Genomic DNA, 24,919 nt, shown 5'->3' on the forward strand with positions numbered 1-24,919 from the left:
GGATACGACAGCATCGGGCTGTCGTGATCGATGAATCAGGGAGGCAGTCGTGCCATTTCCCGTGCGTGCGCAGAAAAAGCCCTCGGATTTTGCCGCCATCCGCATCCAGTTGGCATCGCCGGAGACCATCCGTTCGTGGTCGTACGGCGAAGTCACCAAGCCGGAGACGATCAACTATCGGTCGTTTAAGCCGGAACGTGACGGTCTGTTTTGCGAGCGTATCTTCGGACCGGTCAAAGACTGGGAGTGCAACTGCGGCAAGTACAAGCGCATCCGGTTTCGCGGCATCGTCTGCGATCGCTGCGGCGTCGAGGTCACGCAATCGAAAGTCCGGCGCGAACGGATGGGTCATATCGATCTGGCCGTGCCGGTCACGCACATCTGGTATGTCAAGTCGACGCCCTCGCGCATCGGCTACCTGCTGGATCTGTCGATTCGCGACCTTGAGCGCGTCATCTATTACGAAAACTACATCGTCATCGATCCGGGCGATTCGGGCTGCCGTGAGGGACAACTGATCACCGAGGAGGAGCACCAGGAACTCCGAGAAGCAGGACGCGAATTCACCGCTGGTATGGGCGCGCCGTCGGTTGCCGAGGTACTCACCCAAATCGACGCCGATGAGTTGTCGTTGTCGCTGCGCGCGCAGGTCAAAGTTGAGACCTCGGCCCAGCGCAAGAAAGATACGCTCAAGCGCCTGCGCGTGATCGAGTCGTTCCGTCAATCGCAGAACCGGCCCGAGTGGATGGTCTTAAAGACCCTTCCGGTGATTCCCCCGGATTTGCGGCCGCTGGTTCCCCTCGAGGGCGGACGATTCGCGACGTCGGATCTGAACGACCTGTACCGCCGCGTGATCAACCGTAACAACCGACTCAAGAAGTTGATCGATATCAAGGCGCCCGATGTCATTCTGCGCAACGAAAAGCGGATGCTCCAGGAGGCCGTTGACGCGCTGCTGGACAATGGCCGACGTACCCAACTGGCGCGCGGCGATTCGCGGCGTCCGCTCAAATCGCTCTCCGATCTCCTGAAGGGCAAGCAGGGGCGCTTCCGCCAGAATCTACTGGGCAAGCGTGTTGACTATTCGGGCCGTTCGGTCATCGTCGTGGGCCCCGAGTTGAAACTGCACCAGTGCGGCCTGCCCAAAAACATGGCGCTGGAACTCTTCAAGCCATTCATCATCATGAAGCTGGAAGAGAAAGGGTATGTGCAGACGGTCAAGTCGGCCAAACGTCTGGTCGAGCGCGAACGTCCCGAAGTATGGGACATCCTTGAAGAAATCATCAATGAGCATCCGGTGATGCTCAACCGCGCTCCGACCCTGCACCGCTTGGGCGTTCAGGCGTTTTATCCGGTACTGGTCGAAGGCAAGGCGATTCGCCTGCATCCGTTGGTCTGTGCGGCATTCAATGCGGACTTCGACGGAGACCAGATGGCCGTGCACATCCCGCTGTCGTTCGAGGCACAGTTGGAAGCGCGGATGCTCTTGTTCGCGCCGTACAACATTCTCTCGCCGTCGTCGGGACGCCCCATCGCAACCCCGTCGCAGGACATCGTACTGGGGTGCTACTATCTGACCAAAGAGCGAGCGGGCGCCAAAGGGGAGAACGCCAACTTCGCCAACTTCGACGAAGTCTTGATGGCGTATCAGTTCGACACAATTGCACTGCACGCCGTCATCAACGTCCGCCACAATGGCCAGCGGCTGAAAACCACCTGCGGACGTGTGATCCTCAATGAAATCGTTCCTCCCGAACTGGGGTATTTCAACAAGGTCGCGACCAAGAGCGAACTGGAAAAAACCGTCCTGGCCGCCTACCACGAGGTCGGGGCACACCGGACCGCCGAATTCCTTGATCAGCTCAAGAGTCTCGGGTTCCGGTTTGCCACGCGTGCGGGTGTCACGGTCGGTATCGACGACATGATCATCCCGCCGGAAAAGCAGAAACTGATCGACGCGACGCGGTTGCAGGTCGATAAAGTCACCAAACAGTACGAACGCGGCGTGATCACCAACGGCGAGCGTTATAACAAGATCATCGACTTGTGGACGCATACGACCAGCGAGATCTCCGAGTTGCTCTTCGCCGGCCTGGGCGCCGACCGTGATGGGTTTAACCCGCTCCACATGATGGCCAACTCCGGTGCGCGCGGGTCGAAAGAGCAAATTCGACAACTCTCCGGCCTGCGCGGGCTGATGGCGAAGCCACAGAAGAAAATCACCGGGCAGATCGGAGAAATTATTGAGTCGCCGATTCTCTCGAGCTTCCGCGAAGGACTTACGGTGATGGAGTACTTCATCTCCACACACGGCGCGCGCAAGGGGCTGGCCGATACCGCGCTGAAAACGGCCGACGCGGGATATCTGACGCGCCGTCTGGTCGATGTCGCTCAAGACGTCATCATCAATGAAATCGACTGCAGCACGATTCTGGGCCTGAACACCTCAGCGCTCAAAGAGGGTGAAGAGGTCATCGAATCGTTGCAGGATCGCATCCTGGGACGTGTGGCGCTCGAAGATGTAATCGACCCCATCACCGGCGAGCTGCTCGCCAGGGGCGGTGAGGAAATTACCGAGAAGGAAGCTGAGGCGATCGAGGAATCGGGCGTCGATGCGGTCCGGATTCGATCGGTGCTCACCTGCGAGTCACGCCAGGGTGTCTGCGCCAAGTGCTACGGACGCAATCTCGCGCTTTCCGGGATGGTCGATTTGGGCGAGGCGGTGGGTGTGATTGCCGCGCAATCGATCGGCGAACCGGGCACGCAGTTGACACTTCGCACCTTCCACATCGGCGGCACGGCCGCGCGCATCGCTGAGCAATCGCGTGTGTTGGCCAAATCGGCCGGCAAGGTGGTCTTCAAAGACGTGCGCACGGTCGACGGGCCCGAGGCGCGACCGGTGGTCATCTCACGCGAGGGCGAACTGCAGCTCGTCGACGCCGAGGGACGCGTCCGCTCGCGCTACAACGTGCCCTATGCATCCACCCTCCACGCGGCCGAGGGCGACGAAGTGGAGCGCGAGAGCGTGCTCTTTGAGTGGGACCCCTACACCTCGACAATCGTCACCGACCGTCCCGGAATCGTCAAATTCGAGGACATCATCGACGGCTTGACGCTTCGCGAGGAACTGGACGAGACGACCGGTTTGCGCCAGCGCGTCATCGTCGAGCCGCGCGAACGGCGCGAGCGCACCCCGTTGCCGAAAATTCTCATCATGCACCCGAAAAATCCGACCAAGCCGGTGGCATCCTACTCGGTGCCGACCGGTGCGCATTTGAATACCTACGACAGCGCCGAAGTCTCGGCGGGCGCGGCCATCGTGAAGATCCCACGCGCAATTTCCAAGACACGCGATATCACCGGCGGTCTGCCGCGCGTCGCGGAGCTCTTCGAAGCGCGCCGTCCACGCGACCCCGCGATCGTCACCGAAATCGACGGCATCGTCGAATTCGGAAAAATCGTCCGCGCACAGCAGCAGGTCCTGGTCAAGGGTGAACACGAAGAGACCAAGGAGTATCTCATTCCGCATGGCAAACACATGCACGTGCACGGCGGAGATCGTGTCCACGCCGGTGACCGACTCTGCGAAGGCTCGATTGACCCGCACGACATCCTCCAGATCAAAGGCGTCAACGAGGTGCAGGAGTATCTCGTCAACGAGATTCAGGAGGTCTACCGACTGCAGGGCGTAAAGATCAACGACAAACATATCGAAGTGATCGTCCGGCAGATGCTGCAGAAGGTCCGCGTCGATTCCCCGGGCGACACCAACTTCCTTGAAGGTGAAGTGGTCGACCGCTATGCCTTCCGTGACGAGAACGAGTCGGTCATCATGGAAGGCGGCGAACCCGCGACCTTTCAGCCGCTGCTTTTGGGCATTACCAAGGCGTCCCTCTCCACGGAATCGTTCATCTCGGCGGCGTCGTTCCAGGAGACAACCAAGGTGCTGACCGAGGCGGCGGTATCCGGCAAGACCGATACGCTGCGGGGATTAAAGGAGAACGTCATTATCGGGCACTTGATCCCAGCCGGAACCGGACTGGAGGGGTACCGGGCAATCGAGATTCCTCCCGAAGAGATGCCGTACGAGCCGCCCGAAGAGGAATCCGAAGAAGAACTCAGCGTTTTTGAGCATAAGGCGTAGGTACCGCCGCTTGGCCGAAGCGGGGTCGTTGTTGACTTTTGCCACGGATTGTGTATTCTGCCGGTCTGCCGTGACGCCGATGCGGCGTTTCCGGCAACAGTGAGGACATAAGTGCCGACGATTAGTCAGCTTATTCGCAAGGGCCGCAGGCGCCAGCGGGACATGTCGGGAACCCCGGCGTTGAAATCCTGCCCACAAAAGCGCGGAGTGTGCACACGCGTCTATACGTCGACGCCGAAGAAACCGAACTCGGCGCTTCGCAAAGTTGCGCGCGTCCGCCTGACGAATCGGATTGACGTCACCGCATATATCCCCGGCGAAGGGCATAACCTGCAGGAGCACTCGATCGTCCTGATTCGCGGCGGCCGTGTCAAAGACCTCCCGGGCGTGCGCTACCATATCATCCGCGGAACGCTCGACACGGCCGGCGTCGCCGACCGCAAGCAGGGTCGTTCGAAGTATGGCACCAAGCGTCCCAAGAAATAATCACGCACACGTCATCTGACCACATCGGAGCAAACGATCCATGCCGCGCCGTAAATCCGTAGCCAAGCGAATTGTCCTGCCGGACCCGAAGTACAAAGACATCTCGGTCCAGCAGTTCATCAACGGGCTGATGGGACGGGGGAAGAAGTCCGTGGCCGAGCGCATTCTATATGATTCCTTCGGCATGATCGAGCGCGACGCGCAATCCCCGGGCCTGGATGTTTTCAAGAAGGCGATGGACAATGTGCGCCCGCTGCTGGAAGTCAAGTCGCGTCGCGTCGGCGGTGCAACCTATCAGGTCCCCGTCGAGGTCCGTCACGCGCGGCGCACGGCGTTGGCGATTCGATGGCTGATTCAGTACGCGCGTGAACGCAAGGAGCATTCCATGGCCGAAAAGCTCGCGGCCGAACTGCTGGCGGCGTCCAAACGCGAAGGCGGCGCGATCAAAAAACGGGAGGATACGCACCGGATGGCGGAGGCCAACAAGGCATTCGCCCATTTCCGCTGGTGAACCGGGACGTAAGCGCGTCTGGACTGGCCAGGCGTGGATGGGGTTCATGCGAGGATGAATTCGGCGCCGGAGCGCCGTTGACGATATACATGCCGTACCGTTGCTATCACGCACCGTAACGAGCGGTCGCCCGGGTCAAGATCGTGACCCCCGCTGCCCCGCGTGAGTCCGACGGCCGGCGGGGGGCTTTTTTTATGGAAGCCAACATCGACATCAGCAAAATCCGCAACATCGGGATTGCCGCGCACATCGATGCCGGCAAAACGACGACCACCGAGCGGATTCTCTACTACACCGGCAAAACCCATCGGCTGGGCGAAGTCCACGACGGCGCCGCGACCATGGATTGGATGGAGCAGGAGAAAGAGCGGGGCATCACCATCACATCCGCCGCCACCACTTGCGAATGGCACGACCATTACATCAACATCATCGACACGCCGGGCCATGTCGATTTCACGGTCGAAGTCGAACGCTCGCTGCGCGTGCTTGACGGTGTCGTGGCCCTCTTCTGCGCCGTGGGCGGCGTGGAGCCGCAGTCGGAAACCGTCTGGCGTCAGGCCGACCGGTACCACGTGCCGCGCATCGCCTACGTCAACAAAATGGACCGCGTCGGCGCCAACTTCCTGGAAGCGGTCGAGATGATGCGCGAACGGCTCGGCGCCAACGCCATCCCGATCCAGTTGCCCGCGGGCGAGGCGGAGTTGTTCACGGGTATCATCGATCTGATTGACATGAACTTCCGCGTCTATCACGACGAAACCAGCGGCGCAACCTTCGAGGACCTCCCCATTCCGGAATCCCTGTTGGAGAACGCCAGGAAACACCGCGAACATCTGCTCGAGGCGATCTCCGACTACGACGATCGGTTATTGGAGAAATTCATACACGACGAACCGATCCGACCGGACGAGGTCGTGCGCGCGGTCCGTCGGGCCACCATCGACACCAAGATCATGCCTGTGCTCTGCGGTTCGTCGTTTAAAAACAAGGGCGTGCAGAAGCTCCTGGATGCGGTTCTCGCATTCCTGCCGTCGCCGGTTGATTTGCCGCCGGTCATCGGCTACAACGTCGACACCGGTGAGAAGATCGAGCGTCACCCCCGCAACGATGAGGCGTTCTCGGCGCTGGCATTCAAGATCATGACCGATGCCTACGTCGGTCGGCTCACGTATATCCGCGTCTACTCGGGACTCATCAAAGTGGGCGATTCAGTCCTCAATGCCGCCACGAGCAAGAAGGAGCGCGTGGGCCGCATCATGGAGATGCACGCCAACAAACGCGAGGAACTCACGGAAGCGGGGGCGGGCCAGATCGTCGGCGTCATCGGCCTGAAGAACTCGACCACCGGGCACACCCTGTGCGACCCCAAGCATCCGATCCAGTTGGAGCTGATGGTCTTCCCGGAGCCGGTGATATCGGTTGCGATCGAGCCGAAATCAAAGGCCGATCAGGATCGTCTGACATCCGCACTCTCGAAGCTGGCCGAGGAAGATCCGACCTTCAAGATCAAAGTCGACGAGGACACGGGCCAGACCATTATCTCCGGAATGGGAGAGTTGCATCTGGAGATCCTCATCGACCGCATGCTGCGCGAGTTCGGCGTCACGGCCAATGTGGGCCGCCCGCAGGTCGCCTTCAAAGAGGCAATCTGCAAACCGGCCGATGCGGAGATCCGCTACGTCAAGCAGACCGGGGGCCGCGGCCAGTTTGCGCATGTGGTGATGCACTTCGAACCGGGTGAAGCCGGTGCGGGCCTGGTATTTGAAAACAAGATCGTCGGCGGCTCGATTCCGAGGGAATATATCCCATCTGTCGAACGCGGCATTCGCGATTCGATGGAGCGCGGTGTTCTCGCCGGATACCCACTGGTCGACATCAAGGCGCAGTTGGTCGACGGCTCCTACCACGAGGTCGATTCATCCGACATCGCGTTTCGCGTGGCCGGTTCGATGGCGTTCCAGCAAGCGGCCAGGAAGGGCGATCCGGCTCTCCTGGAGCCAATGATGGACATCGAAGTCGTGCTGCCCGAGGAGTACTTGGGGGACGTTATCGGGGATCTGAACTCGCGCCGGGCCAAGATTCACGGGATCGGCATGCGCGGACAGGCCAAGCTGGTTTCAGCCACGGCCCCGCTCAAAGAAATGTTCGGCTACGCGACGCGGCTTCGGTCGCTCTCCCAGGGCCGGGCTACGTATACGATGGAGTTTTCGCATTACGAAAGGGTCCCGGCGAAGATGGCCGAAACGATCCTCGCAGGCGTCGGAAAGGGTTAAGTCGCGGGCCGCATCGGGGAAAAAATCGCTTGCGGCTGAAGGGGTTGTGCATATCTTGTGTCTCTTTTCGCCTCTTGGGTCGTTTTTGGACGTCAGGAGCAACTGAGGTTCTCAAGGAAGGGATTTGGGGTTGGAGCCCGGTCAAAAAATCCGCATTCGATTGAAAGCGTACGATCACCGCTCGCTGGATAAGTCCACGCAGGAGATCGCGCGCACCGCGATGCGCACCGGTGCGCGGATCGTCGGACCGATTCCGCTCCCCACCAAGCGCAGCGTCTACACCGTGCTGCGCTCGCCCCATGTCGACAAGAAATCGCGTGAGCAGTTCGAGACGCGCATCCACAAGCGGCTGATCGACATCATCGAGTCCAGCCCCCAGACCGTCGACGCGCTGATGAAGCTGGAGCTGCCGGCCGGCGTTGACGTGGAAATCAAAGTCTGAGACACAATCGGGATCAGCTGATGCGGCAGATCATGGGATTCAAACAGGGAATGGCGCGCGTGTTTCGCGCAAATGGCGACATCGTGCCCGTGACCGTGATCGTGGCCGGGCCGTGTCCCGTCGTACAAGTCAAAGACGTCGCTCACGACGGCTACCACGCATTGCAGATCGCCGTCGGCGAAATCCGCAAAACACTGGTCAATCGCCCCATGGCCGGTCACTTCAAATCCATTGAACCCAAACGTCACCTCCGTGAAGTTCGCTTCGCGGAAGCGCCGGAGAAGGCCGTCGGCGATGTGCTGACGGTCGATCAATTCAGGCCGGGTGATCGGGTCGACGTCGTCGGGGTGTCCAAGGGGCTCGGATTTCAGGGGGCCGTGCGACGCCACGGATTTGGTGGCGGATCGACTACACACGGACAATCGGATCGACGACGTGCGCCGGGATCGGTCGGCAGTTCATCGTATCCGTCGCGCGTTTTCCGCGGACAGCGGATGGCGGGACACATGGGAAACGTGCGGGTCACGGTGCGCAACATGGAAGTCGTCGACGTGCGACCCGAAGAAAACCTCATCCTGTTGGGCGGAGCAGTCCCGGGAAAGTGCAACGCGCTGATTACGATCCGCGAGATCAAAAAGGCATGATCGAGCCGGGTATCACAGTGAACAACGCCGCGCCGGTGACGGCCGAATCATTCGACGCCCACGGGACGAGAACCGGGTCGGTCGCATTGCCCGAGGAGATCTTCGGACAGACGCCGCACCGTGCGTCGTTGCATGCCTACGCGAAGATGTACCAAACCAATCAGCGCCAGGGTACGGCTAAGACGTTGACGCGTGCCGAGGTTTCCGGCGGCGGGATCAAGCCGTGGCGGCAAAAGGGGACCGGGCGCGCCCGGGCCGGGTCGAATACCTCGCCCTTGTGGGTGGGCGGCGGCATCGTGCATGGGCCGCGTCCCCACAAGCACCATGAAAAGTTGCCGCGCCGCGTGCGCCGCCTGGCATTGGTCTCGGCGCTGTCGTTGAAAGCGCGCGAGGGAAATATCCGTGTGTGGGCACGCGAAGAGTTGAATGCTCCCAAGACAAAGAGCGTCAACGAAGCGTTCGCCAGGATGGGGGTCGCCGCGAAACGGACGTTGCTTCTCGACGAGGGGTCAGTGCCGAACTTCGCCAAGTCGTGCCGCAACATCCCCTGGCTGACACACCGTCGTGCCGATCTCGCCAATGCGTATCAGGTCATGCGCGCAAAAGAATTGGTTCTGTCTCCTGACGGACTCAGGCGATTGACGGAGGCGATCGGGGTCGAATGAAATACGATCCGCGCCATATCGTGCTGCGCGCGCTGACCACGGAGAAAAGTCTCAACCTCCGTGAGAGTCAACATTGCTATGCCTTTGAGGTCGCCGCCGATGCCAACCGTTTGGAAATCGGACGCGCCGTCGCGGAACTCTTCAAGGTTGAAGTGACCGACGTGCGCACGATGAACGTGCGCGGCAAAACCAAGCGTCTGGGACGATTCGAAGGAAAGCGGCCGGCCGGCAAGAAGGCGTATGTGACCATCCGTCCCGGTGGGCACATCGAACTGTTCGAAAAGACATAAGGAATCGACGGAAGCGATGGCGATTAAGAAATTCAAACCGACCACTCCGGGATTGCGGCACCGCAGCATCCCCGTTTTCGACGAGATCACCACGTCGAAACCGGAGAAGTCGCTGCTTCTGCCGCGCAAACGGACTGGCGGCCGCAACAACAAGGGTCGGGTCACGGCGTTTTGCCGCGGCGGCGGCCACAAGCGTTTTCTGCGACTGATCGACTATAAGCGCGACAAGCACGGCGTTCCGGGGCGCGTCGCGACGATCGAATACGATCCGAATCGTTCCGCCCGGATCGCGCTGTTGCACTATGCGGATGGCGAGAAACGGTACATGCTCGCACCCGATGGGCTGAAGGTCGGTACGACCGTTGTTTCGGGTCCGTCGGTCGAGCCGGAAGTCGGTAATGCCATGCCGCTGGCACAGATTCCGCTCGGACTTGCAGTGCACAATGTCGAGATGCGCGAGGGCAAGGGCGGCCAGATGGCGCGCTCGGCCGGATCGCAAGTCATCGTAGCGGCGCGCGAGGGCGGCATGGTCCACCTGCGGTTGCCATCCGGTGAAGTTCGCCTGGTGCGGGAGCAGTGCTTCGCCACGATCGGCCAGGTCGGCAATCTCGACCATGAGAATATCAGTCTGGGCAAGGCCGGCGCCAGTCGCTGGCGCGGACGCCGCCCCAGCGTGCGCGGCGTCGCCACCAATCCGGTCGATCATCCGATGGGCGGAGGAGAGGGAAAATCGTCGGGTGGACGCCACCCCTGCACACCGTGGGGAAAGAAGACCAAAGGTCTGAAGACCCGGCGCAAGCGGAACTTAAGCAATCGGTACATCGTCAAGCGCCGCGGCAAGAAGACGGGCGGGGTCTAATCAACAGTTTGTGGAACTGCGATTGAAGATATGGCACGTTCGCTGAAAAAAGGTCCGTTCATCGATGAAAATCTGATGGGCGTCGTCGAACAACTCAATGCGCGCGGTGACAAGCGCGTCATCAAGACATGGGCGCGCCGGTCAACGATTCCGCCGCAATTCGTCGGGCACACGATCGCGATTCACAATGGCAACAAATTCATTCCGGTCTATGTGACCGAGAATATGGTCGGACACAAACTGGGCGAGTTTGCGCCGACGCGGACGTTCCGCGGGCACAGCGAAAAGAAGACGGAGAAGACGACGGGGCCGGCGCACAAGTAGCACGGTCCCGAATCTGTTGACGTTCATGGAAGGCATGGCACGAGCACGATTTCTGCGGGGCTCCGCGCGCAAGATGCGGCGCGTCGCCGCATTGGTGCGCGGAATGAATGTCGACCACGCGACGGCGCTGTTGAAGCAGCTGCCCAAACGCGCGGCGCGGCCCCTGGCGAAAGCCATCCACGCGGCGCGCGCCAACGCGTTGCAGATCGAGGGAACGGCGCACCATCGCGCCGAGGATTTCGTCGTCGCCGATATTCGGATCGATGGCGGCCCGATCATGCGACGCATCCGCGCCGTGGGCATGGGACGCGCCTATCGGATCCGCAAACGGCTCTGCCATTTGCGCGTTGTCGTCTCCGATGAGGTGGCAACGACGGCCGGCGGGCGCCGGGCAATCCGCTCCGCCCAAAAGGCCGCGCCCGAAACGGTAGTGGCCGACAAAGTCCAGGAGTAACCTTCGGACACCCGGTGTCCGCTGCTGATTCGCAGTTTCGGAGGAGCGTTGGGACAGAAGACCAATCCAATCGGCTTTCGCGTCGGAGTCATTCGCGGCTGGTCGTCGAAGTGGTTCACAGAGCGCAACTACGCCGACCTGCTCATTGAAGATATCAAGATCAAGAAGTACATCAGTCGCCGCTTGAACAACGCCGGCATCGCCAAAGTCGAAATCGTCCGCGCGCCGAAACGCGTGACCGTCGACGTGCACACCTCGCGTCCGGGGATCGTCATCGGCCGCAAGGGCGCCGAGGTCGACAAACTGCGCGAGGAGCTCCAGCTCCTGACCAAGAAGGATATCACCGTCAACATCATCGAGGTCAAGCAGCCGGAGTTGCACGCCCAGTTGGTCGCCGATTCGGTCGCGCGTCAACTGGAAGGGCGCATCTCGTTTCGCCGCGCAATGAAGAAGTCCCTGGCGGCAACGATGAAGATGGGCGCACTGGGGATGAAGATCGAATGCGGCGGACGCTTGGGCGGCGCGGAAATCGCCCGCACGGAAAAATACAAGGACGGACGCGTCCCGTTGCACACGTTGCGCGCGGACATTGATTTTGCCCGATCCACCGCTCACACGGCGTCGGGGACCATCGGCGTCAAGGTGTGGATATTCAAAGGTGAAGTGCTGACCGCATTCGGCGAGGAACAGAAAGAGGGCGAAGAGGCGCCGATGCTCGGCCGCCAGCGCAAAACCGCCAAGACGCGTCGCCCGGGACAGCGGTCGCGCCGTAAGCGTCCCGACGAACGACGCGCCGCCGTCGGGGCGGCGGACAGCGAAGGCGACGCCGATTCCAGCGCAGACGAGGACGAAACGTAAGCCATGCTGTCGCCCAAACGCGTCAAGTATCGCAAGCAAATGCGCGGACGCCGCCACGGCAAGGCGTACCGCGGCGCAACGGTTGCGTTCGGGCAGTTTGGATTGAAAGCATTGGAACCGGCGTGGATCAGCAACAAACAGATCGAAGCAGCGCGTGTGGCCCTGACGCGTCGCATCAAGCGCGGCGGCAAAGTCTGGATACGCATATTCCCGCACAAGCCCGTCACCGTCAAACCCGCCGAAACGCGCATGGGAAAGGGCAAGGGCAACCCGGAGTTCTGGGTTGCGGTGGTCAAGCCGGGACGCGTCCTCTTCGAGTTGGAAGGAATCTCCGAGCCACTGGCGCAGCAGGCGCTGCGTCTGGCCGCCGACAAGCTGCCGCTGAAGACACGGTTCGTTAAGGCGCACGGCGTCGGCACAACATAGCGGAACGATCGATGGAACACTTGAAATCCGATCGCTTGCGGGAAATGTCCGAGGAGGAACTGGGACGGCAACTGCGTGACGTCCAGGAGGAGATCTTCAACTTACGCATCCGTCGCTCGCTCCAGCCGCCCGATAATCCGCTGGTGCTGCGGCATCTCCGTCGGCAAATCGCCCGCATCAAGACCGTGATGAACGAGGCGAAACGCGGAATCGTCACGTCCGGAAAACAGAAGGCATAGGATACGGGTTTGAGCATGCCAAATGAATCGTCGCGCGCGCAGCGCAAGACACGCGTCGGGATCGTCGTCTCCAACAAGATGCAAAAGACGATTGCCGTAAAGATCGACCGGACCCTGATCCATCCTGAATACGGCCGCGTCGTGCGCACCTCCAGCAAAGTTCTGGCGCATGATCCGGACGGGCGTGCCGGGATCGGCGACCGCGTGATGCTCATGGAGACCCGCCCGTTGTCAAAAAACAAGTGTTGGCGTCTGATTGAAGTATTGGAGAAAGCGAAGTAGGAGCTGCCGTCACGCGGATGATTGCCGCCATTCGGGACCAGAGCGATGATTCAGGAATACAGCCGACTCAATGTCGCCGACAATTCGGGCGCGAAAGTCATCATGTGTTTTCGCGTGCTCGGCGGGACGCGCCGCCGTTATGCGAAGATCGGCGACGTAGTCGTCTGCTCGGTCAAGGAGGCGATCCCCGGCGGCACGGTGAAGCGCAAAGAGAAATGCAAGGCGGTCATCGTGCGCACCACGCGCCCGGTGCGACGCAGCGACGGTTCATACATTCGGTTTTCCGACAATGCGGCGGTTATCATCAATGAGGCCGGAGAACCGCGCGGCACCCGCATCTTCGGACCGGTCGCGCGCGAACTGCGCGAAAAGAATTATATGAAGATTGTCTCGCTGGCCCCGGAGGTGCTTTAATCAACGGCGCGAGGGACGAATACGATGCGATTGAAATTCAAAAAGGGCGACACCGTCGAAGTGATCGCCGGCAGCGACAAGGGAAAACAGGGAAGAATTCTGCGCGTGTTCCCCAAGAAGTCGCGCGTGGTCGTCGAGGGGATCAATGTCATCAAACGGCACACGCGTCCGACGCAGAGGAATCCCAAAGGCGGGATCGTCCAGAAGGAAGCGCCCATTCACGTATCCAATGTGCGCGTCGCGTTGTAAGGGAAGTGGAAACGACTGATGGCGAATAAGAAAGAACCGGCGAAGCCCAAGTCTAAAGCGGACGCCAGGGCCAAAATGGAGCCCGGGGCCCAAGTGGCGCCGCGCATTCCCCGGCTCAAGGAACGCTATGACCGCGAAGTCGCCCCGAAGCTCAAGGAGCAATTCGGGTTTACCAGCATCATGCGCGCGCCGAAGCTGGACAAGATTGTGATCAATCAGGGGCTGGGCGAGTCGATTGCCAATCCCAAGGTGCTGGAGGCCTCGGCGACGCAATTGGGTCAGATCACCGGACAGAAAGCGACCGTGCGCAAGGCGCGCAAATCGATCTCGAACTTCAAGCTGCGCGAGGGCGTTCCCATCGGGTGCGCCGTCACGTTGCGCGGACCGCGCATGTATGAATTTTTCGACCGTTTGACGAACGTGGCGCTGCCGCGCGTCCGCGACTTCCGCGGCGTGCCCACCAAGTCATTTGACGGCCGTGGCAATTACACACTGGGGGTTCGTGAGCAGATCATCTTCCCCGAGATCGATTATGACAAAATCGAGAAGGTGCGGGGCATGAACATCACGATCTGCACGACCGCCCGAACCGACGAGGAAGCGCTCGCGCTGCTCCGACTGATGGGGATGCCGTTTCGGCAGGTCTGAGGCCGGCGAACGGATTGGAACGCTGAAGCGATGGCAAAGAAGTGTCTGATCATCAAGCAGCAACGCACACCGAAGTTCAAAGTGCGCGCATACAACCGCTGCCGCGTCTGCGGACGCCCGCGCGGCTACTTGCGCCGCTTCGGCGTGTGCCGGATTTGTTTCCGCTCGCTGGCGTTGCAGGGGGACATCCCCGGCGTCGTCAAGGCGAGCTGGTGACGCCGGCATCGGGAGAATACGAATGGCAGTGACCGATCCCATCGCGGATTTATTGACGCGCATCCGCAACGCGTCGTCAGCGGGACACAAGCGTCTCTCGCTGCCGTCCTCGAAACTCAAACGAGAAGTCGTGCGGGTGCTCAATGATGCCAACTTCCTGCGCGGATTCGCCGAGCAGCCCGCGACGCCGCAGAACCAGTTGCTGGTACGCCTGCGGTATACGCCGACGCAGGAGCAGGTCATCAACGGTCTGGAGCGGGTTTCGCGCCCCGGACTGCGTCGATATATCACATGCGATAAGCTGCGCTCGATGAATCGCCAGATGGGGCTGACTGTCGTGTCGACTTCGCGCGGTGTCATGAGCGGACGCCAGGCGGTTGAACACGGAATCGGCGGCGAAATACTGTGCCGTGTGTGGTAACGAGCGAGCCGATACCATGTCGAGAATAGGCAAATCTCCGGTCCCGATTCCCCGTGGCGTCACGGTCGCCGTTGACGGATCGACCGTACGTGTGAAAGGGCCCAGGGGAGAATTGTCCCGACCGATTCAGCATGGGATGCGTGTCCGCGTCGAAGACAGTCAGGTTCTCGTGGAGCGGCCGTCCGACCATCGCCGCGACCGCGCCTTGCATGGATTGACCCGGGCACTGATCGCGAACATGGTCACCGGTGTCAACGACGGTTTCCGGAAAGTACTGGAGATCATCGGAGTCGGATTCCGCGCAGAATTGGTCGGCAAGAAGCTCAATTTGGTGATCGGGTTTTCGCATCCGATCCTGGTCGAGCCGCCTGACGGCATCACATTCGTGGTCACCAACCCGACACGCTTTGAAGTGCAGGGTGCCGAGAAGGAACTGGTCGGCGAGATGGCGGCGATCATCCGCCGCTTCCGTCCGCCGGAACCGTACAAGGGTAAGGGCATTCGTTACGAGGGCGAGCAGATCCGACGCAAGGCCGGCAAGAGCGCGGCATAGTCGCTGATCGAGCGGCCCAAGGTGAACCCGTGAACCGCACAGGGCTCAAACAGAAACGACAAAAGAGACGGCGTCTTCACGTCCGGCATGATATTTCCGGATCTGCGGAGCGCCCCCGTCTGACCGTTCACAAGACGTTGCGAAACGTTATCGCCCAGGTGATCGACGACTCGACCGGGCGCACGCTGGCCTATTGGTCGACCTTGTCGAACGGGAATGTGGAATCCGGCGGGACCAAGACCGAGGCCGCGCGCCGTGTCGGTAAAAGAATTGCCGAGTTGGCCAGGGAAAAGGGAATCGAAACGGTCGTCTTCGATCGCAACCAATACATCTATCACGGGCGCGTCAAGGCCGTGGCCGAAGGTGCGCGCGAAGGTGGACTGAAGTTCTAACCTGAACGAATGGCGTGCGTCTGCGGGCGCCCACTCGTTTGCACAAACGGAGAGATAACGACTTGTGGCGTGGCGCTCCTGATACCGGCGAACTGCTCGAAAAGGTGATCTACATCAACCGCGTGGCCAAGGTGGTCAAGGGCGGACGACGCTTTTCCTTTACGGCTCTTGTCGCCACGGGCGATCGCAAAGGCAAGGTCGGCGTGGGGCTGGGCAAGGCCAGTGAGGTCGCCGAGGCGATCCGTAAAGGGCTGGAATCCGCCAAGAAGTCGATGGAAGAGATTGACATTAGGAATGGCACGATCGCCCATCAGGTTGTCGGGCGGTCGGGCGCGGCGCGTGTCATGATGCGCCCGGCTTCGGCGGGCACCGGCGTGATCGCCGGCGGCGCGGTACGGGCCGTACTGGAGTCGGCCGGCGTGCAGGACATTCTGACTAAGTCGCTGGGATCTCAGAATCCCCAAAATGTCGTCAAGGCGACGATGGAAGGCCTGTTGCGGCTGCGTAAAATCGAGAAGCTGTCGAAGTTCCGCATGAAAACGTTCGAAGACGGCAACAAAAAGGCGGCACCGTCAGAGCAGACCCCGCCGGAGGTCGCACAATTCGCCTCGGATGCGCCTGAGGGCGAGTAGCGGACATCTAATACCTTTATGAGCGGCAAATTGAAAATCACCTACATCCGGTCGACCATTCGTGGCACGGTCAGGCACAAGCGGACCATCAAGGCGCTGGGGTTCCGCAAGCTGTATCAGACCGTTGAGCACGGCGACACACCCACGATTCGCGGAATGATCCGCACCGTGGCGCACCTGGTCAAGGTCGAGCCGACGTAAGCAGAACGCGAGTCCCGTATGAGTGAAATCCTGTCGACATTGACGCCTCCCGCCGGTTCACGTCGCAAACGCAAGCGCGTTGGACGCGGTCCCGGCTCGGGGCATGGAAAGACCTCCGGACGCGGGCACAAGGGACGGTATGCCCGCTCGGGGAGCGGGTTGATGGTGCACAAAGAAGGCGGCCAGATGCCGCTGTATCGACGCCTTCCCAAGCGTGGATTTTACAATCACTTCCGCGTCGAATACCAGGTCGTCAATCTTGACGCCTTGGCAGCCCAGGAGTCGGTCAGCACATTCGATGTGCCGACTCTGCGCCGACTCCGTCTGATACGGTTTGCCGACCGTCCGGTGAAGATTCTCGGACGCGGCGATATCGGCCGCGCCATCAATGTCTCCGCACACGCCTTCGCGCGTTCGGCGCAGGAGAAGATTGCCTCGGCGGGCGGGCGCTGCCAGACGATCACGACGAAGACACCCGCGACGGCGGGGAAGAAGACCGCCTGATCATCGGCAACACCGGATCGGGCTATTGAGTTTTCGGGGGTAAGAGATCAATCGTGCTCGGCGCATTCGGCAATATATTCAAAGTTGAGGAGTTGCGTCGCCGTGTGCTCTGGACGGTCGGCATACTCATTGTCTACCGCGTGGGCGGCAGCATCCCGACTCCCGGCGTCGATGCCCAGGCGCTGGGAGCGTTTTTCGCCACCGCCGGCAATACGCTGTTCGGCCTCTACGACATGTTCGTCGGCGGCGCCTTCTACAAGGCGACGATCTTCGCCTTGGGCATCATGCCGTACATCTCGGCCTCAATCATCATCCAGTTGCTCGGATCCGTCATCCCGTACTTCCAGCGTCTCCAGAAAGAGGGCGAGGAGGGCCGGCGCAAGATCACGCAGTACACGCGGTACGGAACAGTGTTGTTGGCCGCCCTGCAGGCGTTGGGCACCGCCATCTTCCTCGAGTCGATCAACGCCGGACAGGGAGTGCCGGTGGTGCCGGTGCCCGGATGGGGATTTAAGTTCATTGCCATCATCACGTTCACTTCGGGGACGATCTTCATCATGTGGCTTGGCGAGCAGATCACCGAGCGCGGAATCGGCAACGGAATTTCGCTGATCATTTTCATCGGCATCATCGCCCAATTCCCCTCGGCGATCTTCTCCGAAATCGGGGAAGTGATGGCGGGACGGCGCGGCTTGTTTACCGAGTTGTTCCTGGTCGCCTTTATGGTGGTCGTGGTGGCTGCGATTGTTCTGGTCACACGTTCGCAACGACGCATTCCGGTCCAGTATCCCAAGCGGGTCGTCGGGCGGAAGGTCTACGGCGGCCAGGCGACGCACATTCCGTTGTCGGTCAATACGGCGGGTGTGATTCCGATCATCTTTGCGCAGTCGATCATGTTTGCGCCGCAGACGGTGCTCTCATTCTTCCCGAATGTCGAGTGGCTGCAGGACGTCGGCAGCTATTTCAATCCCGGCGCCGCGGTGTACTCGATCGTCTACGGCCTGATCATCGTCTTCTTCGCATTCTTCTACACGGCGATCGTCTTCAATCCCGTCGATTTGGCGGACAACATGAAGAAGTACGGCGGGTACATTCCCGGCATCCGTCCGGGACGACGCACGTCGGATTACATTGATCGGGTGTTGACGCGGATCACGCTGCCGGGGGCGATCTTCTTTGCGGTTGTGGCGATCCTGCCCTATCTGATGATCCGGCAGTTGAACGTGCAATACTATTTCGGCGGCACGGGTCTCCTGATCGTCGTCGGCGTGGCGCTCGACACGTTGCAACAAGTCGAGTCGCATCTGATCATGCGGCACTACGATGGGTTTATGAAGCGGGGGCGGATCCGCGGCCGGTCCATGTGATCGCCCCAGGGGATGCGCGCACGATGCGTTGGGTCTTATTGGGTCCCCCGGGTTCCGGTAAGGGGACGCAAGCCAGGAAGCTGGCGGAGACATACCATGTCGAACACCTGTCGACCGGCGACATCCTGCGACGTGAAGTGGCCGAAGACACCCCATTGGGGCAGCAGGCCAGAAGCTACATGGACAGCGGAGAACTGGTGCCTGACGTGCTGATTCTCGACATGATCCGCAAGCGGCTGAGCAATCTGCGAAACGGTTCGGGATACGTGCTCGACGGTTTTCCCCGGACCCAGGCGCAGGCCGAGGCGCTCGATTCGATGCTCGGGGAGCTGGGTCAGACTCTTGATCGGGTGGTGCTGTTTGAAGTCGGGCACGGCGAGATTTCCAAACGTCTCGCCGGGCGAGCCGTCGAGGAGACACGCAGCGATGACAGCGACACCATCGTCGCGCATCGTATCGATGTCTATCGTCGTCAGACGGAGCCGTTGGTCGACTACTACCGTCGCAAGGGCCTGCTGGCGCGACTCAATGGTGAGCGCCCGATCGACACCGTGTTTTCCGAGATTCAACAGTTGGCGACCGCATGATCGTGGTTAAGACAAACGACCAGATTGCCAGGATGAGGCGCGCGGGGCTGTTGGTTGCCCGCACGCTCGATCTGATGGCCGAGCACGCCCAGCCGGGCATCCCGACTCAGACGCTTGACCGGATCGCCGAGGAATTCATTCGTTCACACGGCGGAGAGCCGGCCTTCAAGGGGTATCAGGGGTATCCGGCGACGCTCTGTGTGTCGATCGACGACGAGGTTGTCCACGGCATACCGGGCAGCCGCGTTCTCGAGGATGGGCAGATTGTGTCTATCGATGTCGGGGTACGACTCGATGGGTGGTATGGCGACGCGGCGCGCACGCTCACAGTCGGGCCGGTCTCCTCGGATGCCGAGCGGCTCCTTGGGGTCACCAGCCAGGCATTGGACCGAGCCATCGACCAGGCGCGGGAAGGGAATCATCTGGGCGACATCTCAGCCGCAGTGCAGGAATTGGCGGAAGGACAAGGATTCTCGGTCGTTCGGGAACTGGTCGGCCATGGAATCGGTCAAAAGATGCACGAGGAGCCCCAAGTTCCCAATTATGGCAAGCCCCGCACCGGGCCCCGCCTGGAAGCCGGGATGGTCCTGGCCATCGAGCCGATGCTCAACGCCGGGACGGCGAATGTGAAGTTCGACGACGACCACTGGACCGTCCGCACCTCGGACGGGTCGCTTTCGGCCCACTTTGAGCATACGGTGGCCATTACCGCCACGGGCCCCAGGATTCTGACGGTCAGCAGTGGAGAGGACGCCTGATTTGGCCAAAGAACAGGCCATAACGGTCGAAGGAAAGGTGCTGGAACCGTTGCCGAACGCCATGTTTCAGGTCGAATTGGATAATGGCCACAAAGTGCTCGCGCATATTTCGGGAAAGATGCGAATGCATTATATTAAAATCTTGCCCGGTGATCGGGTGACGCTGGAATTGTCCCCCTACGATCTGTCACGTGGGCGCATTGTGTATCGGTACAAATAGTTGGGTGGTATGGCATGAAGGTTCGAGCATCGATCAAACCCCGTTGCGACAAGTGCAAACTGATCCGGCGGCGCGGCGTGATGCGGATCATCTGCAGCAACCCGCGCCATAAGCAGCGGCAGGGATGAGCGCGACGCCCGGTCGTGGGTGACGAACGGGCCGTCGGCAGGAGGACGTGTGGCACGTATTGCGGGAATCGACATTCCGAAGGAAAAGCGGGTCGTCGTCGGATTGACTTACATCTACGGCATCGGTCGGTCCACTGCCGAAAAGATCCTGGCCGCGACTGGCGTCGATCCGAGCGCGCGTGTCCACAGTCTGAGCGAGGAAGACACCCTCAAGCTGCGGGAAGAGATCGAACGCAACCACCGCGTGGAAGGCGCATTGCGCGGCGAAGTGCAGATCAATATCAAGCGGCTGATCGACATCGGCAGCTATCGCGGCCTGCGTCACCGACGCAATCTCCCGGTTCGCGGCCAGCGCACCAAGACCAACGCGCGCACCCGCAAGGGACCGCGGCGGGCGCTGGGAGCCCGCCGATAGCCGGATCGGTATTTGAGCGTCAACAAGATCACAGGAGCATGACGTGGCGGAACAGCCAAAAAAGAAAAAAGGACGCAAGAAACGGGGACGCGTCGAGCCCAACGGCCGCGTGTTTATTCGCGCCACCTTCAACAACACGATCGTCACGATCACCGACATGAACGGCGAAGTCATTTCGTGGTCGTCGTCGGGACGCCGCGGGTTTAAGGGCTCCAAGAAGAGCACGCCATTCGCCGCGCAGCAGGCGGCCAGCGAAGCGGCCCGTGAGGCGATGGATCTCGGCCTGCGTCGGGTGGATATCAATGTCAAAGGACCGGGTTCGGGACGCGAAGCAGCCATTCGATCGCTCTCAGCGGCCGGATTGCATGTCACGTCCATTCGTGACACAACGCCGATTCCGCACAACGGTTGTCGGCCGCCGAAACGTCGACGAGTCTGAGGCCCCGATCACCGAACGTCAACAACGATTGAGGGAATAGTTCATGGCACGATATACAGGACCAAAAAGCCGGCTGTGCCGACGCGAGGGGGAGCACCTCTTCGGGACCCGCTGCCAGTCCGGCAAGTGTTCGCTCGACAAGGCCCCCGGTGGTCCGGGGCAGCATGGCAGCCGCCCGCGACGCAAGACGTCGGAATACGGCATCCAACTGCGCGAAAAGCAAAAGGTCCGAATCCGTTATGGCGTTCTGGAGCGGCAATTCCGCCGTTACTACCATAACGCCGTCCGTTCCCGGGGTGTGACCGGTGAGTTGTTGCTCGTCACGCTCGAGCGCCGCCTGGACAACCTGGTGTATCGTCTGGGCTTCGCCCCGTCGCGTCCGGCCGCGCGACAGTTGGTGCGCCATCGGCACTTTTCGGTCAACGATCAAATCGTGGATATACCCTCGTATCAGGTCGCGCCGGGTCAGGTCATCAAGGTGCGCGACAAGTCCAAGCGCCTCGACATTATTCATTTGGCACTGCGCGACGGTGGCCGCGGCACCGATTTGTCGTGGCTAAGGGTCGACAAGGCGCGCCTGGAAGGAGAGCTCCTGGCGATTCCGTCGCGGATGGAGATTCCGACGACCGCTCAGGAACAATTGATCGTGGAGTTGTATTCACGCTAAGCCTACAACGACTGGGAGGCAGTGACGCATGAAGTGGAGAGCGCTGACCATGCCGCGGGAAGCGGTGGCCGACGACGGTGTCGGTGACCGCCGCTACGGGCGCTTCTATATCGAACCGCTGGAACGCGGGTTCGGCAACACGATCGGTAACGCGTTGCGCCGGTCCCTGCTGTCATCGATTCAGGGGGCGGCGGTGACGAATGTCCGCATCGAAGGCGTCGTCCATGAGTTCTCGACGATTCCGGGCGTGTACGAGGACGTGACCGACCTGATCCTCAACATCAAGCAAGTCCGGCCCGAATTGATTTCCGACGGGCCCGAAATGCTGGTCCTCGACGTCGAGGAAGTCGGGCGTTACAGCGCGGCGAACATCGAGGGCAATTCAAACGTCAAGATTCACAATCCCGACCTGCACCTCATCGAGCTGACCAAGGCGGCGCGTGTCCGCATCGAGATGGAAGTCACCTCCGGACGCGGCTATGTCATGGCCGAAGGAAATAAGCGTGCCGACGATCCGATCGGTACGATCCCGGTCGATTCGATGTTCTCACCGGTGACCAAAGTCAACTACTCCGTCGAAAACACGCGCGTCGGACAGCGCACCGACTTCGACCGGCTGATCCTGGACGTTTGGACCGACGGCACCATCTCCCCGGCTGATGCGCTGTCGTACTCTTCGAAGATTCTGCGCGATCACTTCCAGCTCTTTGTCACCATCGAAGAGGAGTTCGTCGAGGAGATGTCGCCCGAAATCGACGATGAAACGCTGCGCATCCGCCAGTTGCTCAAGCTGCGGGTCGACGAACTGGAGTTGTCGGTTCGTTCGTCCAACTGCCTGCGGGCGGCCAACATCATGACCCTCGAAGATTTGGTGCGGCGCAGCGAATCGGAAATGCTCAAATACCGAAACTTCGGACGCAAGTCGCTGACCGAGTTGAACGCCATCCTGTCTGAGATGAACCTGCACTTCGGCATGGATGTCGACCGTTACAAGGATCCGCACGAGCATCAGGCGGTGGAATCGCTCGCCTGACACACGGGACTATCAATATCATGAGACACGGCCGCACCATACGCAAACTGGGACGCACAGCGGCGCATCGTCGCGCGATGCTGGGGAACATGGCTTCGTCGTTGTTCCGTGCCAATGCCATCGTAACGACTGTGCCCAAGGCGCGTGTCGTGCGTTCGGTGGCCGAGAAGCTGATCACGCTCGGCAAACGCGGCGATCTGCACGCACGCCGTATGGCGGCGCGGCGCATCAAGGATCGCGGCATCCTGCGACGCCTCTTCGAGGAGATCGCTCCGCAATTCGCCGACCGTCAGGGCGGCTATACCCGTCTGCTGAAGTTGGGGACGCGCAAGGGCGACGGTGCGCAGTTGGCACGCGTCGAGTTGCTGATGCCCGTGACGACCGCGACGCCTGAGTCCGACGATCAGAAGGGCAAGTCGTCAAAGCGGCGAAAGAAGAGCGAGCCCGCCGCGGCCGAAGCTGCGGGGTAGGATCGGCACCCGGAGAAGGCAGTGGGCAATCCGCGAGGGTTGCCCTTTTTTGTTTTGAGTCTGTCGTCACAAGTTGAGACCAGGCCGCATCGCATGCGCAGTATCCTCCATCTGTCGCTGGGCATCATCATCGTCTGCGGGCTTGTCATCCTCGGTTCGATGGGTCTCGTGCGTTCGCGGAATCGCAATCGTGCCGCCACATTTCCTATAGTCCATGCGCTTGAACAACTCGCCGCGGTATCCGACAGCGTCATCGCCCCGGTCGCATCGGCAGAGCAGTGGCGCGATGGATGCCGGCGGCAATTGGAACGGCTGCGATCCGGTGAGATGCCGGTCGATTCGGCGCGCGCCTTTTTTCATGCCTATGCCGACTGCGCCCGAGACGGCATCATGGACACGGAAGAAATCGCGACACTGGGGATTTATGTCGGCATCGCCGCGTCGGCGCCGCTGCAGCCGGTCACCGAGTCGGCCGATTCGTCCGACAGCGTCGATTCGCGATGAAACTGAGTCGGGTTATCGTCATTGTGCTGGACGGCTGCGGCATCGGCGAGGCGCCCGATTCCGAGGCATTCGGCGACTCCGGTTCCAACACGATCGCCAATACCGCCCGTGCTGTCGGCGGTCTGGACTGCCCCAATCTGGGGCGGCTCGGTCTGGGACATCTCAGCGACATCGCGGGCATGACCCCGGACAAAGAGCCATTGGGCTGCTACGGCACGATGCGGGAACAGGCGGCGGGCAAGGACTCGACCTCCGGGCACTGGGAATTGATGGGCGTCACGTTGCGTCGGCCGCTGCCGACCTATTCGGACGGCTTTCCATCGAGTATCATCGATGCGTTCGTCGAGTCGACCGGGCGCCGGGTCGTCGGCAATTGCCCCGCCTCGGGGACCGAAATCATCGCCCAGTGGGGGAAGCGACACATCGAGACCGGAGAGCTGATCGTCTACACATCTGCGGATTCGGTCTTTCAAATCGCCGCCCATGAGGAGATTGTTCCAGTCGAGGAATTGTATCGATGCTGCCGTGTGGCGCGCCGGATTCTCAACGGTCCCCACGCCGTGGGGCGTGTGATCGCGCGTCCGTTTGTCGGTGAGTCGGGACACTTCACACGCACAGAGCGACGCCGAGATTTTTCGCTGGAGCCCCCGGAACCGACGATGCTCGACCTCCTGATGACGATGGGTGTCCCGACCATCGGGATCGGGAAAATCGATGATCTGTTTGCCGGACGCGGGCTATCGGTCAAGATTCACACGCATGACAACCTCGACGGTATGAGCCGGACGCTGTCGGCATTGCGGGATCACCCGCGCGGGCTCATATTCACCAACCTGGTGGAGTTCGATATGACTTGGGGACACCGCAATGATCCGCACGGTTTTGCCGCCGCATTGCGGGGTTTTGACCGGCAGCTTGGCACGTGTCTTCCGATCTTGAACGCAGATGACGCACTCTTCATCGTTGCCGATCACGGCTGCGACCCGACAACCCCGTCGACCGATCACTCCCGCGAACTGGTGCCGTTGCTTGCCTATGGACCCGGCCTGAGACGCGGTGTTGATCTGGGTTGTCGCGATACGTATGCGGATCTGGCGGCCACGATCGGGGAAGTCTTCGGAGTTCCCCACAGAGCGGCGGCGACCAGTTTCCTGGGCGACATCATCCCCCGAATTGCTGAAGCCGAATGATCCACACGCTC

36 protein-coding genes and 1 pseudogene are annotated in these 24,919 nt (G+C 60.8%); all 37 read left to right on the top strand.

Annotated elements, in window-relative coordinates; all coding sequences use genetic code 11:
* Positions 1–49 precede the first annotated feature (49 nt).
* Entirely contained in the window at positions 50–4,144 is a 4,095-nt protein-coding gene (gene rpoC / locus VGB22_03750; protein ID HEX9750392.1) for a DNA-directed RNA polymerase subunit beta', read from the top strand.
* Positions 4,145–4,255: 111 nt separating this feature from the next.
* Positions 4,256–4,630 (top strand): 30S ribosomal protein S12, encoded by a 375-nt coding sequence (gene rpsL, locus VGB22_03755; protein HEX9750393.1) that lies wholly within the window; start codon positions 4,256–4,258, stop codon positions 4,628–4,630.
* A 40-nt stretch (positions 4,631–4,670) separates the two neighbouring features.
* On the top strand, positions 4,671–5,141 hold the full coding sequence (gene rpsG / locus VGB22_03760; protein ID HEX9750394.1) for a 30S ribosomal protein S7: 471 nt from the start codon (positions 4,671–4,673) through the stop codon (positions 5,139–5,141).
* Positions 5,142–5,335: 194 nt separating this feature from the next.
* On the top strand, positions 5,336–7,417 hold the full coding sequence (gene fusA, locus VGB22_03765) for an elongation factor G (protein ID HEX9750395.1): 2,082 nt from the start codon (positions 5,336–5,338) through the stop codon (positions 7,415–7,417).
* Between the two features lie 130 nt (positions 7,418–7,547).
* Positions 7,548–7,859: a 30S ribosomal protein S10 gene (gene rpsJ / locus VGB22_03770; protein HEX9750396.1), complete on the top strand. Its 312-nt coding sequence runs from the start codon at positions 7,548–7,550 to the stop codon at positions 7,857–7,859.
* Between the two features lie 17 nt (positions 7,860–7,876).
* Positions 7,877–8,503 (top strand): 50S ribosomal protein L3, encoded by a 627-nt coding sequence (gene rplC, locus VGB22_03775; protein HEX9750397.1) that lies wholly within the window; start codon positions 7,877–7,879, stop codon positions 8,501–8,503.
* Positions 8,500–9,168, top strand: a complete 669-nt coding sequence (rplD, locus tag VGB22_03780) for a 50S ribosomal protein L4 (GenBank protein ID HEX9750398.1) — start codon at positions 8,500–8,502, stop codon at positions 9,166–9,168. Before rplC ends, rplD begins: the two co-directional genes overlap by 4 nt.
* Positions 9,165–9,458 carry a 50S ribosomal protein L23 gene (gene rplW, locus VGB22_03785; GenBank protein HEX9750399.1) on the top strand — a complete coding sequence of 98 codons (294 nt, stop codon included), beginning with the start codon at positions 9,165–9,167 and terminating at the stop codon, positions 9,456–9,458. Before rplD ends, rplW begins: the two co-directional genes overlap by 4 nt.
* Positions 9,459–9,474: 16 nt before the next feature.
* On the top strand, positions 9,475–10,317 hold the full coding sequence (gene rplB, locus VGB22_03790; protein HEX9750400.1) for a 50S ribosomal protein L2: 843 nt from the start codon (positions 9,475–9,477) through the stop codon (positions 10,315–10,317).
* A 30-nt stretch (positions 10,318–10,347) separates the two neighbouring features.
* Positions 10,348–10,641 carry a 30S ribosomal protein S19 gene (rpsS, locus tag VGB22_03795; GenBank protein HEX9750401.1) on the top strand — a complete coding sequence of 98 codons (294 nt, stop codon included), beginning with the start codon at positions 10,348–10,350 and terminating at the stop codon, positions 10,639–10,641.
* A 34-nt stretch (positions 10,642–10,675) separates the two neighbouring features.
* Positions 10,676–11,095, top strand: a complete 420-nt coding sequence (gene rplV / locus VGB22_03800) for a 50S ribosomal protein L22 (protein HEX9750402.1) — start codon at positions 10,676–10,678, stop codon at positions 11,093–11,095.
* Between the two features lie 48 nt (positions 11,096–11,143).
* The gene (gene rpsC / locus VGB22_03805; GenBank protein HEX9750403.1) at positions 11,144–11,953 is read left to right on the top strand and encodes a 30S ribosomal protein S3; all 810 of its coding nucleotides are present in this window, start codon (positions 11,144–11,146) and stop codon (positions 11,951–11,953) included.
* A 3-nt stretch (positions 11,954–11,956) separates the two neighbouring features.
* The gene (gene rplP / locus VGB22_03810) at positions 11,957–12,379 is read left to right on the top strand and encodes a 50S ribosomal protein L16 (protein ID HEX9750404.1); all 423 of its coding nucleotides are present in this window, start codon (positions 11,957–11,959) and stop codon (positions 12,377–12,379) included.
* Between the two features lie 11 nt (positions 12,380–12,390).
* Entirely contained in the window at positions 12,391–12,618 is a 228-nt protein-coding gene (rpmC, locus tag VGB22_03815; protein HEX9750405.1) for a 50S ribosomal protein L29, read from the top strand.
* Positions 12,619–12,633: 15 nt separating this feature from the next.
* Positions 12,634–12,900, top strand: coding sequence for a 30S ribosomal protein S17 (rpsQ, locus tag VGB22_03820; protein ID HEX9750406.1), 267 nt, complete (start codon positions 12,634–12,636; stop codon positions 12,898–12,900).
* 45 nt (positions 12,901–12,945) lie between these two features.
* Positions 12,946–13,314 (top strand): 50S ribosomal protein L14, encoded by a 369-nt coding sequence (gene rplN, locus VGB22_03825; protein HEX9750407.1) that lies wholly within the window; start codon positions 12,946–12,948, stop codon positions 13,312–13,314.
* 24 nt (positions 13,315–13,338) lie between these two features.
* Positions 13,339–13,548: pseudogene (gene rplX, locus VGB22_03830) on the top strand (50S ribosomal protein L24).
* 90 nt (positions 13,549–13,638) lie between these two features.
* Positions 13,639–14,211 carry a 50S ribosomal protein L5 gene (gene rplE / locus VGB22_03835; GenBank protein ID HEX9750408.1) on the top strand — a complete coding sequence of 191 codons (573 nt, stop codon included), beginning with the start codon at positions 13,639–13,641 and terminating at the stop codon, positions 14,209–14,211.
* Positions 14,212–14,241: 30 nt separating this feature from the next.
* Positions 14,242–14,427 (top strand): type Z 30S ribosomal protein S14, encoded by a 186-nt coding sequence (locus VGB22_03840; GenBank protein HEX9750409.1) that lies wholly within the window; start codon positions 14,242–14,244, stop codon positions 14,425–14,427.
* Between the two features lie 22 nt (positions 14,428–14,449).
* Positions 14,450–14,848, top strand: coding sequence for a 30S ribosomal protein S8 (gene rpsH / locus VGB22_03845; GenBank protein ID HEX9750410.1), 399 nt, complete (start codon positions 14,450–14,452; stop codon positions 14,846–14,848).
* Positions 14,849–14,864: 16 nt separating this feature from the next.
* Positions 14,865–15,401 (top strand): 50S ribosomal protein L6, encoded by a 537-nt coding sequence (gene rplF, locus VGB22_03850; protein HEX9750411.1) that lies wholly within the window; start codon positions 14,865–14,867, stop codon positions 15,399–15,401.
* A gap of 29 nt (positions 15,402–15,430) precedes the next feature.
* On the top strand, positions 15,431–15,793 hold the full coding sequence (gene rplR, locus VGB22_03855; GenBank protein ID HEX9750412.1) for a 50S ribosomal protein L18: 363 nt from the start codon (positions 15,431–15,433) through the stop codon (positions 15,791–15,793).
* A gap of 38 nt (positions 15,794–15,831) precedes the next feature.
* On the top strand, positions 15,832–16,425 hold the full coding sequence (gene rpsE, locus VGB22_03860) for a 30S ribosomal protein S5 (GenBank protein HEX9750413.1): 594 nt from the start codon (positions 15,832–15,834) through the stop codon (positions 16,423–16,425).
* Positions 16,426–16,443: 18 nt separating this feature from the next.
* Positions 16,444–16,626, top strand: coding sequence for a 50S ribosomal protein L30 (gene rpmD, locus VGB22_03865; protein ID HEX9750414.1), 183 nt, complete (start codon positions 16,444–16,446; stop codon positions 16,624–16,626).
* 18 nt (positions 16,627–16,644) lie between these two features.
* Positions 16,645–17,130: a 50S ribosomal protein L15 gene (rplO, locus tag VGB22_03870; GenBank protein HEX9750415.1), complete on the top strand. Its 486-nt coding sequence runs from the start codon at positions 16,645–16,647 to the stop codon at positions 17,128–17,130.
* 53 nt (positions 17,131–17,183) lie between these two features.
* On the top strand, positions 17,184–18,497 hold the full coding sequence (gene secY / locus VGB22_03875) for a preprotein translocase subunit SecY (GenBank protein HEX9750416.1): 1,314 nt from the start codon (positions 17,184–17,186) through the stop codon (positions 18,495–18,497).
* Positions 18,498–18,520: 23 nt separating this feature from the next.
* On the top strand, positions 18,521–19,084 hold the full coding sequence (locus tag VGB22_03880; GenBank protein HEX9750417.1) for an adenylate kinase: 564 nt from the start codon (positions 18,521–18,523) through the stop codon (positions 19,082–19,084).
* Positions 19,081–19,842 (top strand): type I methionyl aminopeptidase, encoded by a 762-nt coding sequence (gene map / locus VGB22_03885; GenBank protein ID HEX9750418.1) that lies wholly within the window; start codon positions 19,081–19,083, stop codon positions 19,840–19,842. The genes VGB22_03880 and map overlap by 4 nt, the downstream gene beginning before the upstream one ends.
* A gap of 1 nt (position 19,843) precedes the next feature.
* Positions 19,844–20,062: a translation initiation factor IF-1 gene (infA, locus tag VGB22_03890; protein ID HEX9750419.1), complete on the top strand. Its 219-nt coding sequence runs from the start codon at positions 19,844–19,846 to the stop codon at positions 20,060–20,062.
* A 14-nt stretch (positions 20,063–20,076) separates the two neighbouring features.
* Complete coding sequence (rpmJ, locus tag VGB22_03895) at positions 20,077–20,190, top strand: 50S ribosomal protein L36 (protein HEX9750420.1); 114 nt, start codon at positions 20,077–20,079, stop codon at positions 20,188–20,190.
* A gap of 49 nt (positions 20,191–20,239) precedes the next feature.
* A complete protein-coding gene (gene rpsM, locus VGB22_03900; GenBank protein ID HEX9750421.1) occupies positions 20,240–20,605 on the top strand; it encodes a 30S ribosomal protein S13 in 366 nt (121 codons plus the stop codon).
* 43 nt (positions 20,606–20,648) lie between these two features.
* A complete protein-coding gene (rpsK, locus tag VGB22_03905; protein ID HEX9750422.1) occupies positions 20,649–21,044 on the top strand; it encodes a 30S ribosomal protein S11 in 396 nt (131 codons plus the stop codon).
* Between the two features lie 43 nt (positions 21,045–21,087).
* Complete coding sequence (rpsD, locus tag VGB22_03910) at positions 21,088–21,711, top strand: 30S ribosomal protein S4 (GenBank protein ID HEX9750423.1); 624 nt, start codon at positions 21,088–21,090, stop codon at positions 21,709–21,711.
* A 28-nt stretch (positions 21,712–21,739) separates the two neighbouring features.
* Positions 21,740–22,744: a DNA-directed RNA polymerase subunit alpha gene (locus VGB22_03915; protein HEX9750424.1), complete on the top strand. Its 1,005-nt coding sequence runs from the start codon at positions 21,740–21,742 to the stop codon at positions 22,742–22,744.
* A gap of 20 nt (positions 22,745–22,764) precedes the next feature.
* Positions 22,765–23,214, top strand: coding sequence for a 50S ribosomal protein L17 (rplQ, locus tag VGB22_03920; GenBank protein ID HEX9750425.1), 450 nt, complete (start codon positions 22,765–22,767; stop codon positions 23,212–23,214).
* A 93-nt stretch (positions 23,215–23,307) separates the two neighbouring features.
* Entirely contained in the window at positions 23,308–23,718 is a 411-nt protein-coding gene (locus VGB22_03925) for a hypothetical protein (protein ID HEX9750426.1), read from the top strand.
* Positions 23,715–24,908 (top strand): phosphopentomutase, encoded by a 1,194-nt coding sequence (locus VGB22_03930; protein ID HEX9750427.1) that lies wholly within the window; start codon positions 23,715–23,717, stop codon positions 24,906–24,908. Before VGB22_03925 ends, VGB22_03930 begins: the two co-directional genes overlap by 4 nt.
* Positions 24,909–24,919: the final 11 nt, after the last annotated feature.

It is taken from the genome of Candidatus Zixiibacteriota bacterium, assembly GCA_036397555.1.
In the GTDB taxonomy this organism is placed as follows: Bacteria; Zixibacteria; MSB-5A5; order WJJR01; family WJJR01; genus DATKYL01.

Excerpts from the sequence above, each read along its gene's own strand:
- rpsG (HEX9750394.1), top strand. The coding sequence starts at position 4,671 with ATGCCGCGCCGTAAATCCGTAGCCAAGCGAATTGTCCTGCCGGACCCG.
- fusA (HEX9750395.1), top strand. The coding sequence starts at position 5,336 with ATGGAAGCCAACATCGACATCAGCAAAATCCGCAACATCGGGATTGCC.
- rplD (HEX9750398.1), top strand. The coding sequence starts at position 8,500 with ATGATCGAGCCGGGTATCACAGTGAACAACGCCGCGCCGGTGACGGCC.
- rplW (HEX9750399.1), top strand. The coding sequence starts at position 9,165 with ATGAAATACGATCCGCGCCATATCGTGCTGCGCGCGCTGACCACGGAG.
- rplB (HEX9750400.1), top strand. The coding sequence starts at position 9,475 with ATGGCGATTAAGAAATTCAAACCGACCACTCCGGGATTGCGGCACCGC.
- rpsS (HEX9750401.1), top strand. The coding sequence starts at position 10,348 with ATGGCACGTTCGCTGAAAAAAGGTCCGTTCATCGATGAAAATCTGATG.
- rplV (HEX9750402.1), top strand. The coding sequence starts at position 10,676 with ATGGCACGAGCACGATTTCTGCGGGGCTCCGCGCGCAAGATGCGGCGC.
- rplP (HEX9750404.1), top strand. The coding sequence starts at position 11,957 with ATGCTGTCGCCCAAACGCGTCAAGTATCGCAAGCAAATGCGCGGACGC.
- rpmC (HEX9750405.1), top strand. The coding sequence starts at position 12,391 with ATGGAACACTTGAAATCCGATCGCTTGCGGGAAATGTCCGAGGAGGAA.
- rpsQ (HEX9750406.1), top strand. The coding sequence starts at position 12,634 with ATGCCAAATGAATCGTCGCGCGCGCAGCGCAAGACACGCGTCGGGATC.
- rplN (HEX9750407.1), top strand. The coding sequence starts at position 12,946 with ATGATTCAGGAATACAGCCGACTCAATGTCGCCGACAATTCGGGCGCG.
- rplE (HEX9750408.1), top strand. The coding sequence starts at position 13,639 with ATGGAGCCCGGGGCCCAAGTGGCGCCGCGCATTCCCCGGCTCAAGGAA.
- VGB22_03840 (HEX9750409.1), top strand. The coding sequence starts at position 14,242 with ATGGCAAAGAAGTGTCTGATCATCAAGCAGCAACGCACACCGAAGTTC.
- rpsH (HEX9750410.1), top strand. The coding sequence starts at position 14,450 with ATGGCAGTGACCGATCCCATCGCGGATTTATTGACGCGCATCCGCAAC.
- rplF (HEX9750411.1), top strand. The coding sequence starts at position 14,865 with ATGTCGAGAATAGGCAAATCTCCGGTCCCGATTCCCCGTGGCGTCACG.
- rpmD (HEX9750414.1), top strand. The coding sequence starts at position 16,444 with ATGAGCGGCAAATTGAAAATCACCTACATCCGGTCGACCATTCGTGGC.
- rplO (HEX9750415.1), top strand. The coding sequence starts at position 16,645 with ATGAGTGAAATCCTGTCGACATTGACGCCTCCCGCCGGTTCACGTCGC.
- VGB22_03880 (HEX9750417.1), top strand. The coding sequence starts at position 18,521 with ATGCGTTGGGTCTTATTGGGTCCCCCGGGTTCCGGTAAGGGGACGCAA.
- map (HEX9750418.1), top strand. The coding sequence starts at position 19,081 with ATGATCGTGGTTAAGACAAACGACCAGATTGCCAGGATGAGGCGCGCG.
- rpmJ (HEX9750420.1), top strand. The coding sequence starts at position 20,077 with ATGAAGGTTCGAGCATCGATCAAACCCCGTTGCGACAAGTGCAAACTG.
- rpsD (HEX9750423.1), top strand. The coding sequence starts at position 21,088 with ATGGCACGATATACAGGACCAAAAAGCCGGCTGTGCCGACGCGAGGGG.
- VGB22_03915 (HEX9750424.1), top strand. The coding sequence starts at position 21,740 with ATGAAGTGGAGAGCGCTGACCATGCCGCGGGAAGCGGTGGCCGACGAC.
- rplQ (HEX9750425.1), top strand. The coding sequence starts at position 22,765 with ATGAGACACGGCCGCACCATACGCAAACTGGGACGCACAGCGGCGCAT.
- VGB22_03925 (HEX9750426.1), top strand. The coding sequence starts at position 23,308 with ATGCGCAGTATCCTCCATCTGTCGCTGGGCATCATCATCGTCTGCGGG.
- VGB22_03930 (HEX9750427.1), top strand. The coding sequence starts at position 23,715 with ATGAAACTGAGTCGGGTTATCGTCATTGTGCTGGACGGCTGCGGCATC.